The following is a 12910-nucleotide window of genomic DNA, read 5'->3' on the forward strand; positions in this document are numbered from 1 at the left end:
GGTATGTACAGCCGAACCTTGGTGGTGGCGGACCGAGTCACCGTGTCCACTCCTCCGCCGGCCGCCGGAGGAATTCGCCGACGGGCATGGCCTCGCTGCCTACCAGAAGCTTCCGTGTCTCGGGATGCCGCCGAATGAACTCGGTTATGCCGCGGTGGTGCGATTCAACGCTGTTCGATTTGACTTCGATGGCTGCGAGGATGCCGCGTCGCTCCAAGATGAAATCAACCTCGTCGTCACCATCTCTCCAGTAGTGAACACGGGTGTCTCCGTCGGCCGTGTTGATTAGGTGAGCGCCCACGGCACTTTCGACCAATCGCCCCCAATGACTGCGGTCAGCGCGCGCTTCCGCAAATCCGTAGTTCCCCATGGCGCCCATTAGCGCCGTGTTGTGCACCATGAACTTGGGCGGTGACCTGCGTTGCCGTATCGCCTGTCCAGAGTACTTCTGCAGCCCGGAAAGCAAGCCTGCATAGGAGAGCAGGTTGAGCTGGTGCGTCAATGTCTGAGTGTGCGCACCACCTAGCCGCCCGCCTGCCTTGTCGAGCGCCAGGATTTGTCCCGAGTAAGAGCAGCCAAGGCTGAAGAGTTCACGGAGCAATGCGGGCTTATCGACCCGGAACATCTCGAAAACGTCTTTCTCGATGTTCGGCAGGATCAGTGATTCGCGCACATAGCTGCGCCAACGAGCCTCATCGCCAAGAAGGCTTGCGCTGCCCGGGAAGCCGCCGAAGTACAAGTACTGCTCCAGCGTCAGGCCAAACGCCTCGTTCATCTCCTCGAACGACCAATGGCCCAGCCGCAGGATTTCATAGCGCCCGAGCAAGCTCTCCGTCAGGCCGCTCTGTATAAGCAATGGAGCAGAGCCGAGGAGTACAACGTGCATCGGAATGCCAAGTGAACGGGCTCTATCCCAGAGCCCTTTGACAACGCCAGACCACTGTGGAACTCGTTGCACCTCATCGATGACCAGTACATAGGGCATCGTCTTCGCAGCGGGGTGATCAGAGTGGTGCCAGGCCTTGGCTGCCGTTTCGGCATGTCCCCACTGCAAGATCAACCACTCTTCATCGATGCGGGTGGGCTGAATCCAGTCGAGGCCGGATGAGGCTGCAAGGGGCGATGGCTCAGCGTTGAGTAGTGTGCGCGCTGAAGGTGGCCGTTCAGACCGGTTCACGACCTGGTCGACAAGCGTCGTCTTTCCGACTTGCCGTGGTCCGGCAACGATCTGGATTCGCGCAGGCGCCTCCGCCAGACGCCGCGCCAATGTCGGTCCGAGATCTCGGAGAAAGGGCCCCTTGCGCATGGCTTGATGATAGTGAGTAAATTTACTCACTGCAATCACCCGCGTTGCGACGGGCGGCACCGAGCCCTTCGTTCCCGGGACGGGAGCGTGTTGCGTGCAGGTTTTGTGGGTCGACCGCACTGGTAGGACCATCCGATGGACCTAAATTGGTCGTAGCTTGATCGTCTCGAAACAACCCAGCGCGAGCTTCCGCATGCCTCCGATAAGGGCCTGTCAAATCGTCGAGCTGATTGAGCGCGTTCGTTGCAAAGTTGCCGGTCGGCTTTGGCAATTGGCTGCATGACGACGGCGCGAGACGCCACCTGATCGCCATGGCACACGTCCCGAACCCTGAGTGCGACGAGGTTGCATCCCCGCAGCTTGCTGTCGATGCCAAAGTTGAAGAGAGCGAGGTCTCGTACCCGACTCTCCATCTGGAGCCTCACGCACAGCGCCCAAATTGTCCTTGAGCTTGGCCGGTGGGAAGAAACGCCGGTGTCGGGGACTGGTTTCTGAGCTGCTGGGGCGACGGTCGCTACGACGGCCGCCGGAGGTCGTAGGGACCAAGACAGCTCAAATATTGATGAACTCGGTGGCGAGCGCCTGGCCGGGCTCAGCAACGCCGACCTTCGCCCCGCTATTAGCGGCCCGCTTGGCGGCGACGTAGAGCAGGATGGCTTTGCGGAGTGCGGCGGTCCTCGCTGCCTCATCCGTGCCGACGATCTCGTCAAATTCGCGACTCAGGCCCGCACCCATCGTGATGGTGCAGCGGAATGTGTGTTCGTTGTCTGGCATGCTCGCGCTCCGCGCTCCTTGGTGGACAGCACCTGCTTCGTCTGCGCAATCCACACGGCGGCCGGCATGGCTGCTCCAACGTTTCCGAAGCGTGCGTAGACATCCGGGCTCTCTCAGGACTGGGGGGTGTCATGCGGTCCGTCCGATGCCGGCAACGGGCCGACGCGTGCTCGCTTGGTGTCCCGGTTGCCGTCTCCAGAAACGCCAGCAAGACATCAGTCCTCAGGTTTCGGGATTATGGTCTCGATGCGCCCAACTCAATGGCAGTCCGGTCTGGCGTCGGTGAGGACGGCGAAGCAGCTAGAGATCAATCAAACCCGAAGAAACGCTTGTCGAAAGGGGCGCTGCGGGTAAGGTTGCCCGAAACGCCATCAGAGAAAGGCGCGGGCGTTGGCCCGCGCGTCCTGTAGAGCGTGGTGCTCGCCCCCCTGTTGTGTCAGGAAAGCAGCTCGACGGGCCGCGTCGATCTTTTGCTCGATGTTCTCCAGCTTCCAGCCTCTTGGCAGCGCGCCGCCAAGCAGCCGCTCAACCAGATCGACGTCTCCCTCGAAGTCGTAGCACAGCACGGGCTTGGGCTTGCGTGGTGTAGCCAGCAGCCACGCGAGCAATTCTTCGCGTAGCTGATCAGACGGCATCGCACGCCCGGGCAAGCGCCCTAGCAGGGGAAGCACAACCTCGCAAGTGAAGGTGCTGCACAGCGCCACTTCAAAGTCGGTCCGCTCAGCGTAGAACTCGCGCCCATCCTCGCCCACGATGGCCACGCTGATGAGCTGGAAGGACTCGAAGTCCGTGAACTCGGTATCCAGGAAGTAGCGCGTCTTCCAAGGGCTGCGCGGCCCCTTCTCTGGCTGCCAGCCGTCGCAAGCGCCCCAGTTTGCTGCCAAGGCTTCGGGATTACTCACACGCTGCACCTCTCACTTGCTCTTGATCTTGACTAGCGGCCGGGCGCTGCCATCGGACGCGCGGTTCGGGGAGTCTGAAACCTCCGACTTTCTCTCGCGAGTTCCGAAGCGACGAGGTCAGCGCATGTCGGCGGTGGCTGGCTTCGTGGCGAAGAACTCTTTCCAGTCAGCAGGACGGGTCCAACCGCGGGTCGAGACACGAAGCCAAGGACCAAGGACCGTTCAGTCGCTAGCATGGCATAGATCAAGCTCGGCGCCGTTTCTATCGCCCAACCGGGAATCCCAGTCCCCATTGTTCTTGATGCTCAAATTCATCGATCCAAACGGCTGCCGCACTTGCTGGTATCTGCGGTCAGGATCCGCGCTGGTTCGGCGGTGAGGAGGCGGCTTTGCTGTGTAAACGCACCGCTGCGCGCCCGATGTCAGCACTCGATGCGGGGATGGTCTTGAAGGAGGCGAGCGGGCTTTGTTGCCATGTCGCCAGGGGGCAGGTCACGGCCCCGCCCTTACCAAGCGCTTGCTGGCGACAGCGCGGCGCGGGCGAAGGAAGTTTTGCCGCACCCACGGCTGTGGACGCGCTTCGCAGCCCGGACAACGCGGTAGCAGTGCCGTGCACAGGGCACTTGCCGGAGCAGGTTCGAGCTCGGGGGCTGACCAGCGGCCCTGGGTCTGTGCTGCGGGCTTGCGAGGAACCCTGATGCGTCACGGGGGACATCAGCGGAGGCATTGACGGCGCTCGGCGCTTGCCGCTGCTCCTCGTGACGCAAGCGTCACCGCGCGTGTCCCGTCTGGCGGACTGATGCGCCGCCACCCCATCGTCAGACCGGCATCTTGGGCTGCGTCGGGCGTTCCTCGGACACTACGACATCGACAAGACGTTCGCCACCTCCCCCGAACGCCTGTCGAATGGCCGGGTCGAACACGCCCCGACCGAGCCGGTAGTCCTCCTCCATCAGCCGATCGAAGTCCGGGCTGCCGAACTCTCTACCGACGGCGGGCATCCGATCCCATAGCTGGTCTTCCAGCATGCTGGCCATCCGCCGCTGAATGAGGTCCCGGTGAATGCAGTGGATCCTGGCACGTTGCTTTCTGAGCGATGTCATCCGAACTCCTTTGCCTTGATCGCGGGCTCAGCCAGGGCTCGCTGGAATTTCTCTAGGGCGCGCCGCGCCGCTCCTGGCTCGTCGTCTGCTGTCCACATCATGATGGCTGGTTCCACCGAGTAGCCGCGAAGGCGGCCGTCTGCCTCGTAGTAAACCTCGTGCACCGCGCTGTACGAATCTTCTCCTGCGTCGAACTCGATCACCCGGAGGTTCCAGTAGCTGTGTTTTCGCGTGCTGTCGGTCATGGCTGCGGTTGGAGCGTGAGTTGCAGGGCTTGGTATGGGGGCGAGTTCGTCAGCATGCGGCGATGGCCTTCGACCGGCACATACTGCTCGAAGCTGATACCCGCCACATCCAGCTCATCCGCAGGTATCTCCAGCAACCTGTCCATCCATTCACGCGCGTCCTCGTGCGACATGCGAGTTGGCGCCCGCCCCAGCAGTTCGAACATCCCGTGCCGGGGTGTAAGTCCTTCATTGGTTAGTCTCCTTGTTGTGGCACGCTTGCACGGCTGATACCAATCCGTTTGGTACCCACCCAGTCTTCAAATCAGGCCGTCAAACAGCTGTTGCTGAGCCGGATGTCGGGGGACGGAGTCACGCCATCTTCGACCCAACTTCAGGTTCCGCATCTCGCGTGCGGCAGCAGCACGATCCCAGACCGTGACGCCCACCATTGCCTGCAGCGCCAGGGCACGGGAAGCGCTGCCGTCTAGGCCAGAAGGGCGGCCATCTGCCGACGCTCGCAGGGCATCTAGCCCGTGGGTGAGCAGTCGCTCCACGCGCTCGCTGCTCAGCCAAGGCCTCTTGTCCTGGATCTTGGCGCCGCGATACGCCTTCATGCCCCCGCCGAACACGAATATCAAGCGGAAGGCCCCGTCCGGACTGGTGCCACGCAGCTGTGGCGCGATGTCTTCAAGCCCAGTGACGCACGGTGCATGTTCGTCCGGCAGAACCTGCTTTGAGAGCCATTCGCACCATTGAAGCACCGGGCCCTCGACGCCGCGAGAAACCTTCGCCGCGCCGGCGAGATACGCCCCGCAGTCGCACACGTCCAGCGCCGGGCGCATGGGGCTGAGTGCGCGTGCGCAGGCAGCGCAGGCGTCCTGCAGTGTCTCTTGATGGATGTGGCACACCGGGTACGCCAGCAGATCCCACTCCAGGCGGGCCGCACCTTCTTCGTCCAGGCAGGCGGGGCATACCTGCTGGTGGATGCCGCGCAACAGCCATGCCTCCTGCCACACGTGGCCGAACAGTCGCACCTCGGGCCACTGGTCGCGTGCGTGAGGTATTGGCATCCGATGCTCAAACCACTCAGCCTGCCCCCCTACGAGTTCGGCGAGTAGATCGGCATCTGTCGCCAGGGGACGTGCGCGCCGAGCGTTTCGACAGTAGCTGACCGATTCCTTGACGCTGACGCCGTTGAGACCGAACACGCGCAGCAAGTACCCAGGGGCGGACTCGACCCGTCGGGGTTCAGTCGGGATAGGCAGTCGCGACATCAGGACGCCCTCAGGCCTGAGGGTTCCTGGTCATGCGATGCCGGCGGTGTTGGGCCGACGCGTGCTCGAACAGGTGCTCCGGTTGTTGTCGCCAGCAACGTCGACATGGACTTTCGCTGAAGAGCGACGAGGTCACTCATCGGCGCAGGCGGGTTGCTCAGGCGTTGGACCTCGCGCCAAAGCTGATCGAGGGACATGCCTGGCCCTTGAACAACCTCCGGCCCATGGCGGCCCCACTCCCTGAGCCAGTGCGGCAGCCGGCGGACGAACTCGAAGTCCATCGGCAGTGGAGCCATCGCATCCAGGCGACCGCCGCAACTCAGACACAGGCTCAGATCGCCGACACCCATGCGCCGTGGCCCGGCCGTGGCCATGTCCTGCATCAGCTCGACATGGGCGTTGCAGTTGGGGCATTGCTCTTCGAGCAGGCATCGGTGCCAAGGGCAAAAAACCAGCTCCTGCACCCGCGCGTACAGGTGCATGCACGGCACCTGATCGAACTTCAGGCACAGCGGACAGAAGCGATAGCGGCCGCGATGCCTTGAGGGCGAGCTCATCCACCTGCCGGCTGCCGCGTGTCGTGGCGAAGAGTCGGTGTAAATCCGTCCCAGCTCAAGCCCCCGAACCTGTGGGGCCTCAGATCTGACCTTCCTGAAGACGAAGTAGTACGAACGGTCAAAGTCCGCCCTAAAGGTGAAGCCCAGGTAGGCCGCAAGCTCGGCCGAATCGCACCCTTGCAGCGCAGCCACACGCGTGAGCCAGGAGTTCGGGGCTTCGTGGTCCTGCGCGTGCGGAACACCAACGAGCGCGGCCACCCGCGCATCGAAGTGCTTCAGGACCGGCACAGTCCATCGGAAAGGGCTGGATGCCATACCCGCTCGAGTTCCACTATGCCCAAGGGCAACTCGACAGCTCTTGGCTCCCGAATGCCCGCTGGTAGGCTAGCTTCAGTTCAACGGGGGTCGGCGTGCTCTTGCGGGCATCGACCGTCGCCATCGCAAGTTCCGCCAGATACTGCTTGAGCCGGCGGAGGTTGCCGCGAGCGGTCTTGTGGATCGCCTCCCTGATCTCGCGCGATGTCTGGAGCTGCTTGAACTCCAGGGCTGAATTGCTAGGCATCAGCGACTGCACCAGCGAGAGCCAAGGCTTATCCAGCGTGAAGTCGCTCAGAGCCTCGTTCACGACGCAGCGACTTTCCAGGTACGGGTCGACGTGACCCAGCTCGGACAGAGAGATGCCACCCACGATGCAGACGGCGATTTGGGCCTCATCCATGACCTCGCGGAAGTACTCGCTGATCGACGTGCCGTCGTCGCGCCTTGCCTTGCTTTGGCCGATCATCTGGTGTCCCTCGTCCACCAGCAGAAGTCGTATCTTGCGGCGGCGCAGCGCGTCAATCGACAGGGAGCGGCGCGCATCAAGATTCGCATTGCCGACCTTGAATAGCGGGTAGTTCAGTAGGCCTAGGATGCGTTGAACTACAGCCGCCAACGATCGTCCGCGACGCAAGCGCAGGTAGAGGACGCCAGACCCGCGGTCAGCAAGGTCATGCACCGGCAACGCGTCCAGGAAATACCGGCAAAGCGTGGTCTTGCCCACGCCGGCGTTGCCGCCGATGACGCCGCCCACCGGCTGTCGCAGCTCCTTGCTGAGCAAGAACATGCGGTCGAGACTGCCGACCAGTTCGTTGAATCGGTCGTGCTTGACGATGGCGTTGTCTATCGCAGCGCCCTGCTGGAGCGCTTTCGGCGTGTAGGTTGCCAGCCAGCGCTCGCGAATCTGGCGCCGGCCGATGTCGACCTCCAGCTCTTCCGGGTCCAGGGGATCAAATCCATGGTCATTCGAACGCATAGGTTTCCATCTCGTTGGGCAGGGCCATCAGTTCGGCCTTGGTGACGGGGATCAGAGGAGTCGCAGCGTCAGCGGATTCGGGCTTGCGCGAGGCAGCGCCGAGCGTCGACGTGGACGTGAACCCCTCGGCGGCCTTCAGAAAGTTGGACTTCACGCGTTTGCCAGAGCGGATCGCGCCGCCCCACATGTCGATGAGCTCCAAACGGCCACGCGTCAACGTCTCAGCGGCGTTGCGGAGGGTTAGCTCTTTCTTTTTTGACGCTCGGATCGCCCTGTGCTGGACGGCCGACAGACCCTCTGTGTATTCGGCCTGACATGACGGCACGTGCAGCCATGATTTCTGGAGCGGGTCGTGGACCCAGACGTGGTGGAGGTTCTCTGGGTTGAACTTGACCTCGGTCCGGAAAGTCAATCCCACCCGACGGCGAAGGGCTTGGAGTTCAGGCGAGTTGTATCGGAGGTAGTCTTTGACGACACCTTCGTTGCCCACGGTGAGGGTCTTGGCGCTGGCCATGATGATGTCCAGTTCATTGAAACTGCTTGCCAGCCGAGGCGCCAGCTGCGTGGCGAGGCCTTCGCCATAGAGGTCATAGGCCCGGTCGAGCCTGCGTTCGCTCACCTCGAAGGGATGGACATCAACTACGGCCTTCAGAACACCCATGCAAAGGGCGCCGAACGTGATGCAAGCGTGCTTCTCAGGCTGTTCCGGTAAGTAGTTGTTCAGCGGCTTCTCAACTCGGCCTGCGGCGGGGAGATAGCCGTTGATCTCGCCGATCGTGCGTTCCACAGTCGGCTTGAGCCAGGGCTGCCTTACGGCGCAATGCAACACGTCGGTTGCGAGATGCCAGGCCGCTGCGTGGAAATGGCGGGAATGGAACTCCAGGCCGTTGTCCACGACGATGAGGTCCGGGATGCCAAAGGCCAGCCAGCGATGCCGCAGCTCAGCGTGCTCCGTGAGGAAGTATTTCGGGGAAATTGCGATCTTGAACGCCGATAGCGCGCTGGCTAGGCTGGCACTCCAGAAGCTGATGAAGAACCCGGCGATGTAACCGCTATAGCCGTCGACAACGACGGTGATCGTCGGGCGTCCCATGGGCATGCCCGTCACGTCGTGCACGACGACGATGTCGAGGATCGTGTGGTCGATCTCGTACCTGGCCAGCGCCCGAGGGGCATCAATGCCACCCAAGCTGTAGCGCCATTTGTTCCTCGCATAGGCCGGCCCATATCGCGCGACGCAGCGCTCAAAGGGCGATACCTCGTGGATCACGCGGCGCAGCGTGGAGATGCTGATGGCAGCCTCGGCCGCATCGATGCGGCCGCGATCAGCCTGGACGCTGAGCTCCCTGTCGATCACCAACTTGGTGGCGCTGGCTGACGGGCGCTTGCGGGTGCAGTAGTGGTCGCGGACTTTGCGACGTGCGATCTCCAGGACCAGTGGATGCAGCCGGCCGCTGGCTCGACGGAAGCAGTTCCCGCTGAGCAACGACAGGGGGTTCCCTCCAGACCGGTCAAACTTGCGCATCCAGTCCATGACCGTTGAGGCGGTCGGGACCTGTGCTGCAGAAGTCGTCTCAGCCTCGGCCAGCTCCGACACTGTTTGCGCAGGCAGCTTGGCAAGTTCAATCCGGATGAGTGACCGCATTCCCTTGCGAATGCCTCGCCTGAGCATGTGCTTGACGATGCCCATGCGGTACTTCAGTCGCCGTTGCTCTTTCTCCGGGAGGTCCTCAACGGTCTGGACCAACTGAGTTGCGGACTCGGCCTGTTTGGACAAGGCGACGGGGTGCTCCTGTACGACAAGCAGCCGGCCTGCGAGAAGATCTCGCTGAAGTTCTGCCGTGGAAATCGTCTTGGGCGCGCCGCTTTCAAGGTCGAGGAAGACATTGCGGGAGTCGTCGAGGGTGCGGTCAAGCCGCCACGTCCTCTGCCCGTCCCGGATGACCAAGCCAATGGTCAGGGTGAAGGTGCTCATGGTTGTTTGCCAGGAAGAGGGGTTGTTGGGGCTTGAGGTCGAAGCTCGGGCCGACGGTCAGCAGACGCCGGCCTACGGCGTGACCGATGAGGCCCAAGGCGTAGCCCGCCTGCTCGGCGTCGCCGACGGTGGCGCCTGACTGCAAGGAGGCCCAGGTCAACAGCGCATCGAGAGCGCCAGGTGGGGGCGTACGGCGCGCCATCGCCCGAAGCGCGGAGACCTGCGCGGTGCGCTCTGGGTCGAGCAACTGGCTGGGCACCAGATAGAGCGGCAGGCCGAGTGACCGCACCGCATCCCGCAGCCCGGCGTCCAACAGCTCACGGAACCGCTTTTCGAAGGGCTGCCCCTTGGCCTCGACGAGAGCCTGGGTTCCATCCGACAGCGTGATCCGTAGGTCGGGGGTGTAGTGCTGTGGACGCTCGCCCGCCTTGAATTCGATCGCCAGCGGTTGGGATTCGATCCGGACGACGCCTGGCGTCAGCAGCAGGATTTCAATGCAGTGTTTCTCGAGCCTGGATTCGTGCTGAATGGGTTCGGCTTGGAACCATGGCTCGTGCACCGCTCCCACGCTCCGGTGTGGGGAGCGCGTGATGATTTTTCTTGGGGGTTTCATTTTCCCGATCGGCAATAGTTGTCCCGCCCAGGCCTAACCTGGGATTGACTTTTTGCGCGGGGAGAATGAAACTGAAGTCTCTGAGGGCAGCTTCAAGCTCCCGGGCGCCACCAACCCCTGCAAGGGATGGTGGCGCTTTTTTTCGCGCGGACGTTGGGAGTCGCGCTACGTCATGCTGTTCTCCTTGGCTTCCTTTGGTGCTGGCGACTGCTTGATGCCCAGCGCAACTGCGATTCGATGCGCGTTCCCGCGCATGGCCTGCGTGTAGCCACCAAGAACTTGGTACACAGCGTTCGGATGAAAGCCGTGCTGGCGAGACCAGTCTGCGATTGACTCACCGCGCTCGTTGAAATCAGCCCGAACGCGAGCCACCTGGGCCTGCCAGCTGATGTCATTCGGTCCCGTGGTCATTTTGATGAAGTGTTATGCAGCGCGAGAAGCGGACGCGACTATATGCATGCGGCATGCAGTTTCGCAACAAGTGCCAATCCGACTTAGGGTTTTCTATTGATTATGAAATCATGTACGATGGAGTTTTGCTGCAAAACCATGTGCATGTATATGAAGTAATTTCTGGTGGGAGTACTTCTGCGCTGATGCGAGCAGAAGCAGGGCGGGGGCCATAAGAATTCGTAAATGTTCAGAGTTGAATGAGCACGGAGTTCAGGACTCCCTGGGCATGGTTTGTCCAAGTGCTTGATTCGGCAGTGGGTAGTGTTCAGAACTCAATGAACTTCGACATTTGCGGGAAAAGATGCACGGGGGAGGAGGGGTATTGCCCGTCTCAGATGCTCGGTGAAGTCAGCTCAAGGCTGATCCGAGACGTTTGCAGCTCGCGGCATCAGCGACCGCTACCGCCGAAAGCCGCCAAGCGGCGTCCGCAAGCTCGGCCGGCAGCTTTGCCCCCTGCGATCTTCCGCTTGATGCTGATGTTGGTATCCGCGCAGCTCATTGACCGCCTCCCCATTCCGCGCCCACCTCAATCGAGCCCTTGCGGTAAGTCGCGCTCGCTCGCTGGGCCCGCTAGGATGACGCGACAAGTCCAAGGGAGGCAGAAATGATCGGCAAGGTTCGGCTCTACGACTACCGCTGCTTTCGCCGCGAGGCGCCAGCCACGCTTGAGTTCAGCAAAGGCTTCACCTCCTTCGTCGGCCCTAACAACTCAGGCAAATCCGCGCTCATCCGGTTCCCGTACGAGATGCGCAATGTCATCGCGGGCATTGCGGACCAGATGACGCAGGGCACTTGGACGAACCTCGCGAACCAAAAGGGGTGGAACGTAAGCCATGGGCTGTACGAGCCCGCCGAGATTCTGTGCGAGAGGAACTATCCGGAGTGCTCGATTGATTTCGAGCCAACCCTGAGTGAGGGAGAACAAGTCCTGTCGGTGGCGAAGATGCGTGTCACCTTCGACCAGACAGCATCCTTCTATTGCGTGACCCTTTTCGATTCAAACGGCAGCGAGCTGCCTCCGTTGAACCAGGGAGCGTCTCAGACAGACAATCGGTTGACGGTTGGCAGTGCCGTGTACACCGTCGGCCCGCTACGAAAGTTCCTCCAGTTTCTGCGCGACATCCAATACGTAGGCCCGTTCCGAAACGCCATCAACGAAGGTGCTGGGACGCACTTCGATGCCTACATCGGGACGGGCTTCATCGCCCAGTGGAATCAATGGAAGACCGGCCCCAACCGGAGCCAAAACAGGGCCATTCAAGAGGTCACTGAAGACGTCAAACGGCTGATTGGGGCCGACTCACTCGAGATTTCCGCCACGGCCGACGGCAAGTCACTGCAGGTCGTTGTGGACCGACGTCCTCACAAGCTACAAGAGCTCGGTGCCGGCTTCTCTCAGATGGTCCTCATTCTGGCCAATGCGCTCATCAAGAAGCCGTCGATGATCGTCATCGACGAGCCAGAACTGCACCTGCATCCCAGCCTCCAAAACGAGTTCCTGACCACGCTGGCCAACTACTCGGCGCACGGCGTGATGTTCGCAACGCACTCCATTGGTCTTGCCCGCCAAGCCGCCGACCAGTGTTTCACTGTGCAGCGACAAGGCCAGGGATCAACGGTCCGTCCATATCAGCGCACGCCTCAGTTGGCGGAATTCCTTGGTTCGCTGGGCATAGCCGGGCTGCAAGAGTTGGGCTGGAACACCATCCTGCTCGTTGAGGGCGTCAACGACGTCCGTACCGCTCAGGCATTGCTTCGGCTGTACGACAAAGACCATTGCACCGTAGTCTTGCCGTTGGGTGGCGATGCGATGGCAAACGGCAAGAGGGACGAGGAACTGAGCGAGGTGAAGCGTCTTGCCGGCACAGACGGAAAGGTATTTGCGCTGGTAGACAGCGAACGCGAAATGGCTGGCGGCCCTGCACTAAAGGCTAGGCAGCGCTTCAGCGACAGCTGCGACATGCTGGAGATCAAGGTTTGCATTACCGAGCGTCGAGCCATCGAGAACTACCTGACGCAGCAATCACTCGATGTGAACGGCGGTCAGGAAGCGCGCTTATTCGGCGGTGAGAGCGCGGTTTTGCCTTGAGCCCTGGGAAGGGTCAATTGCGAGTGAGGGGGGCGCGGCGTCGGCCGTGGCCGTCGTCATTCATGAGTTGACGGCCAGGCGGGCGCCCTGCAGGGCGCCCGCCTGGCGGCGGCGCGAGTAGGGGCGGGGGATGCGCGTGGTTCAGGGCGCGGCGGTGAGGTAGAACCTCGCCGTGCCCGAGAGGTAGGCGGGCACGGTGCCGGCCCATCGCGTGGCAGCTAAAGCCCGGACACCGTGCCCTACAACCGCGCCAAGTAGCGGGATGCGAGCGCAGTGTATGCCGCGGCACGCGGCCGTACACGCTGCATGCAGCTTGCCCTTGGCGTTCCCCGGGAGTCGTTCC

General features: G+C 62.0%; 13 protein-coding genes and 1 pseudogene. 1 reads left to right on the forward strand and 13 read right to left on the reverse strand.

Annotated features, from left to right (window positions below):
* Positions 1 to 37 precede the first annotated feature (37 nt).
* From LXT13_RS14305 to LXT13_RS14365, 13 genes and pseudogenes are all read right to left on the reverse strand, one after another.
* A complete protein-coding gene (locus LXT13_RS14305; RefSeq protein WP_233372596.1) occupies positions 38 to 1306 on the reverse strand; it encodes an ATP-binding protein in 1269 nt (422 codons plus the stop codon).
* Positions 1307 to 1581: 275 nt separating this feature from the next.
* Positions 1582 to 1765: pseudogene (locus tag LXT13_RS14310) on the reverse strand (integrase); the annotation flags it as partial.
* 93 nt (positions 1766 to 1858) lie between these two features.
* A complete protein-coding gene (locus LXT13_RS14315) occupies positions 1859 to 2080 on the reverse strand; it encodes a hypothetical protein (RefSeq protein ID WP_233372597.1) in 222 nt (73 codons plus the stop codon).
* A gap of 371 nt (positions 2081 to 2451) precedes the next feature.
* The gene (locus LXT13_RS14320) at positions 2452 to 2982 is read right to left on the reverse strand and encodes a 3'-5' exoribonuclease (RefSeq protein ID WP_233372599.1); all 531 of its coding nucleotides are present in this window, start codon (positions 2980 to 2982) and stop codon (positions 2452 to 2454) included.
* Positions 2983 to 3800: 818 nt separating this feature from the next.
* Positions 3801 to 4085, reverse strand: a complete 285-nt coding sequence (locus LXT13_RS14325) for a hypothetical protein (protein ID WP_233372601.1) — start codon at positions 4083 to 4085, stop codon at positions 3801 to 3803.
* Positions 4082 to 4330 carry a hypothetical protein gene (locus LXT13_RS14330; protein WP_233372602.1) on the reverse strand — a complete coding sequence of 83 codons (249 nt, stop codon included), beginning with the start codon at positions 4328 to 4330 and terminating at the stop codon, positions 4082 to 4084. The genes LXT13_RS14325 and LXT13_RS14330 overlap by 4 nt, the downstream gene beginning before the upstream one ends.
* Positions 4327 to 4536 carry a hypothetical protein gene (locus LXT13_RS14335; RefSeq protein ID WP_233372604.1) on the reverse strand — a complete coding sequence of 70 codons (210 nt, stop codon included), beginning with the start codon at positions 4534 to 4536 and terminating at the stop codon, positions 4327 to 4329. The genes LXT13_RS14330 and LXT13_RS14335 overlap by 4 nt, the downstream gene beginning before the upstream one ends.
* A gap of 93 nt (positions 4537 to 4629) precedes the next feature.
* A complete protein-coding gene (locus LXT13_RS14340; RefSeq protein ID WP_255719476.1) occupies positions 4630 to 5586 on the reverse strand; it encodes a TniQ family protein in 957 nt (318 codons plus the stop codon).
* Positions 5586 to 6458 (reverse strand): TniQ family protein, encoded by an 873-nt coding sequence (locus LXT13_RS14345; protein ID WP_233372605.1) that lies wholly within the window; start codon positions 6456 to 6458, stop codon positions 5586 to 5588. The genes LXT13_RS14340 and LXT13_RS14345 overlap by 1 nt, the downstream gene beginning before the upstream one ends.
* Before the next feature lie 16 nt (positions 6459 to 6474).
* Positions 6475 to 7437, reverse strand: a complete 963-nt coding sequence (locus tag LXT13_RS14350) for a TniB family NTP-binding protein (RefSeq protein ID WP_233372606.1) — start codon at positions 7435 to 7437, stop codon at positions 6475 to 6477.
* Positions 7424 to 9412, reverse strand: a complete 1989-nt coding sequence (locus tag LXT13_RS14355; protein ID WP_233372607.1) for a transposase family protein — start codon at positions 9410 to 9412, stop codon at positions 7424 to 7426. Before LXT13_RS14355 ends, LXT13_RS14350 begins: the two co-directional genes overlap by 14 nt.
* Positions 9348 to 10025: a Tn7 transposase TnsA N-terminal domain-containing protein gene (locus LXT13_RS14360; RefSeq protein WP_233372608.1), complete on the reverse strand. Its 678-nt coding sequence runs from the start codon at positions 10023 to 10025 to the stop codon at positions 9348 to 9350. Before LXT13_RS14360 ends, LXT13_RS14355 begins: the two co-directional genes overlap by 65 nt.
* A 165-nt stretch (positions 10026 to 10190) precedes the next feature.
* Positions 10191 to 10436 carry a DNA-binding protein gene (locus tag LXT13_RS14365; RefSeq protein ID WP_233372609.1) on the reverse strand — a complete coding sequence of 82 codons (246 nt, stop codon included), beginning with the start codon at positions 10434 to 10436 and terminating at the stop codon, positions 10191 to 10193.
* 646 nt (positions 10437 to 11082) lie between these two features.
* Between LXT13_RS14365 and LXT13_RS14370 the strand changes: the two genes are divergently transcribed.
* Positions 11083 to 12567 (forward strand): ATP-dependent nuclease, encoded by a 1485-nt coding sequence (locus tag LXT13_RS14370; protein ID WP_233372610.1) that lies wholly within the window; start codon positions 11083 to 11085, stop codon positions 12565 to 12567.
* Positions 12568 to 12910 lie beyond the last annotated feature (343 nt).

Source organism: Pelomonas cellulosilytica (assembly GCF_021353265.1).
Lineage (GTDB): Bacteria > Pseudomonadota > Gammaproteobacteria > Burkholderiales > Burkholderiaceae_C > Pelomonas > Pelomonas cellulosilytica.

Coding starts and splice junctions, on each gene's coding strand:
- LXT13_RS14365 (WP_233372609.1), bottom strand. CDS start 10,436: ATGACCACGGGACCGAATGACATCAGCTGGCAGGCCCAGGTGGCTCGC.
- LXT13_RS14325 (WP_233372601.1), bottom strand. CDS start 4,085: ATGACATCGCTCAGAAAGCAACGTGCCAGGATCCACTGCATTCACCGG.
- LXT13_RS14330 (WP_233372602.1), bottom strand. CDS start 4,330: ATGACCGACAGCACGCGAAAACACAGCTACTGGAACCTCCGGGTGATC.
- LXT13_RS14305 (WP_233372596.1), bottom strand. CDS start 1,306: ATGCGCAAGGGGCCCTTTCTCCGAGATCTCGGACCGACATTGGCGCGG.
- LXT13_RS14315 (WP_233372597.1), bottom strand. CDS start 2,080: ATGCCAGACAACGAACACACATTCCGCTGCACCATCACGATGGGTGCG.
- LXT13_RS14355 (WP_233372607.1), bottom strand. CDS start 9,412: ATGAGCACCTTCACCCTGACCATTGGCTTGGTCATCCGGGACGGGCAG.
- LXT13_RS14335 (WP_233372604.1), bottom strand. CDS start 4,536: ATGTTCGAACTGCTGGGGCGGGCGCCAACTCGCATGTCGCACGAGGAC.
- LXT13_RS14340 (WP_255719476.1), bottom strand. CDS start 5,586: ATGTCGCGACTGCCTATCCCGACTGAACCCCGACGGGTCGAGTCCGCC.
- LXT13_RS14360 (WP_233372608.1), bottom strand. CDS start 10,025: ATGAAACCCCCAAGAAAAATCATCACGCGCTCCCCACACCGGAGCGTG.
- LXT13_RS14350 (WP_233372606.1), bottom strand. CDS start 7,437: ATGCGTTCGAATGACCATGGATTTGATCCCCTGGACCCGGAAGAGCTG.
- LXT13_RS14370 (WP_233372610.1), top strand. CDS start 11,083: ATGATCGGCAAGGTTCGGCTCTACGACTACCGCTGCTTTCGCCGCGAG.
- LXT13_RS14345 (WP_233372605.1), bottom strand. CDS start 6,458: ATGGCATCCAGCCCTTTCCGATGGACTGTGCCGGTCCTGAAGCACTTC.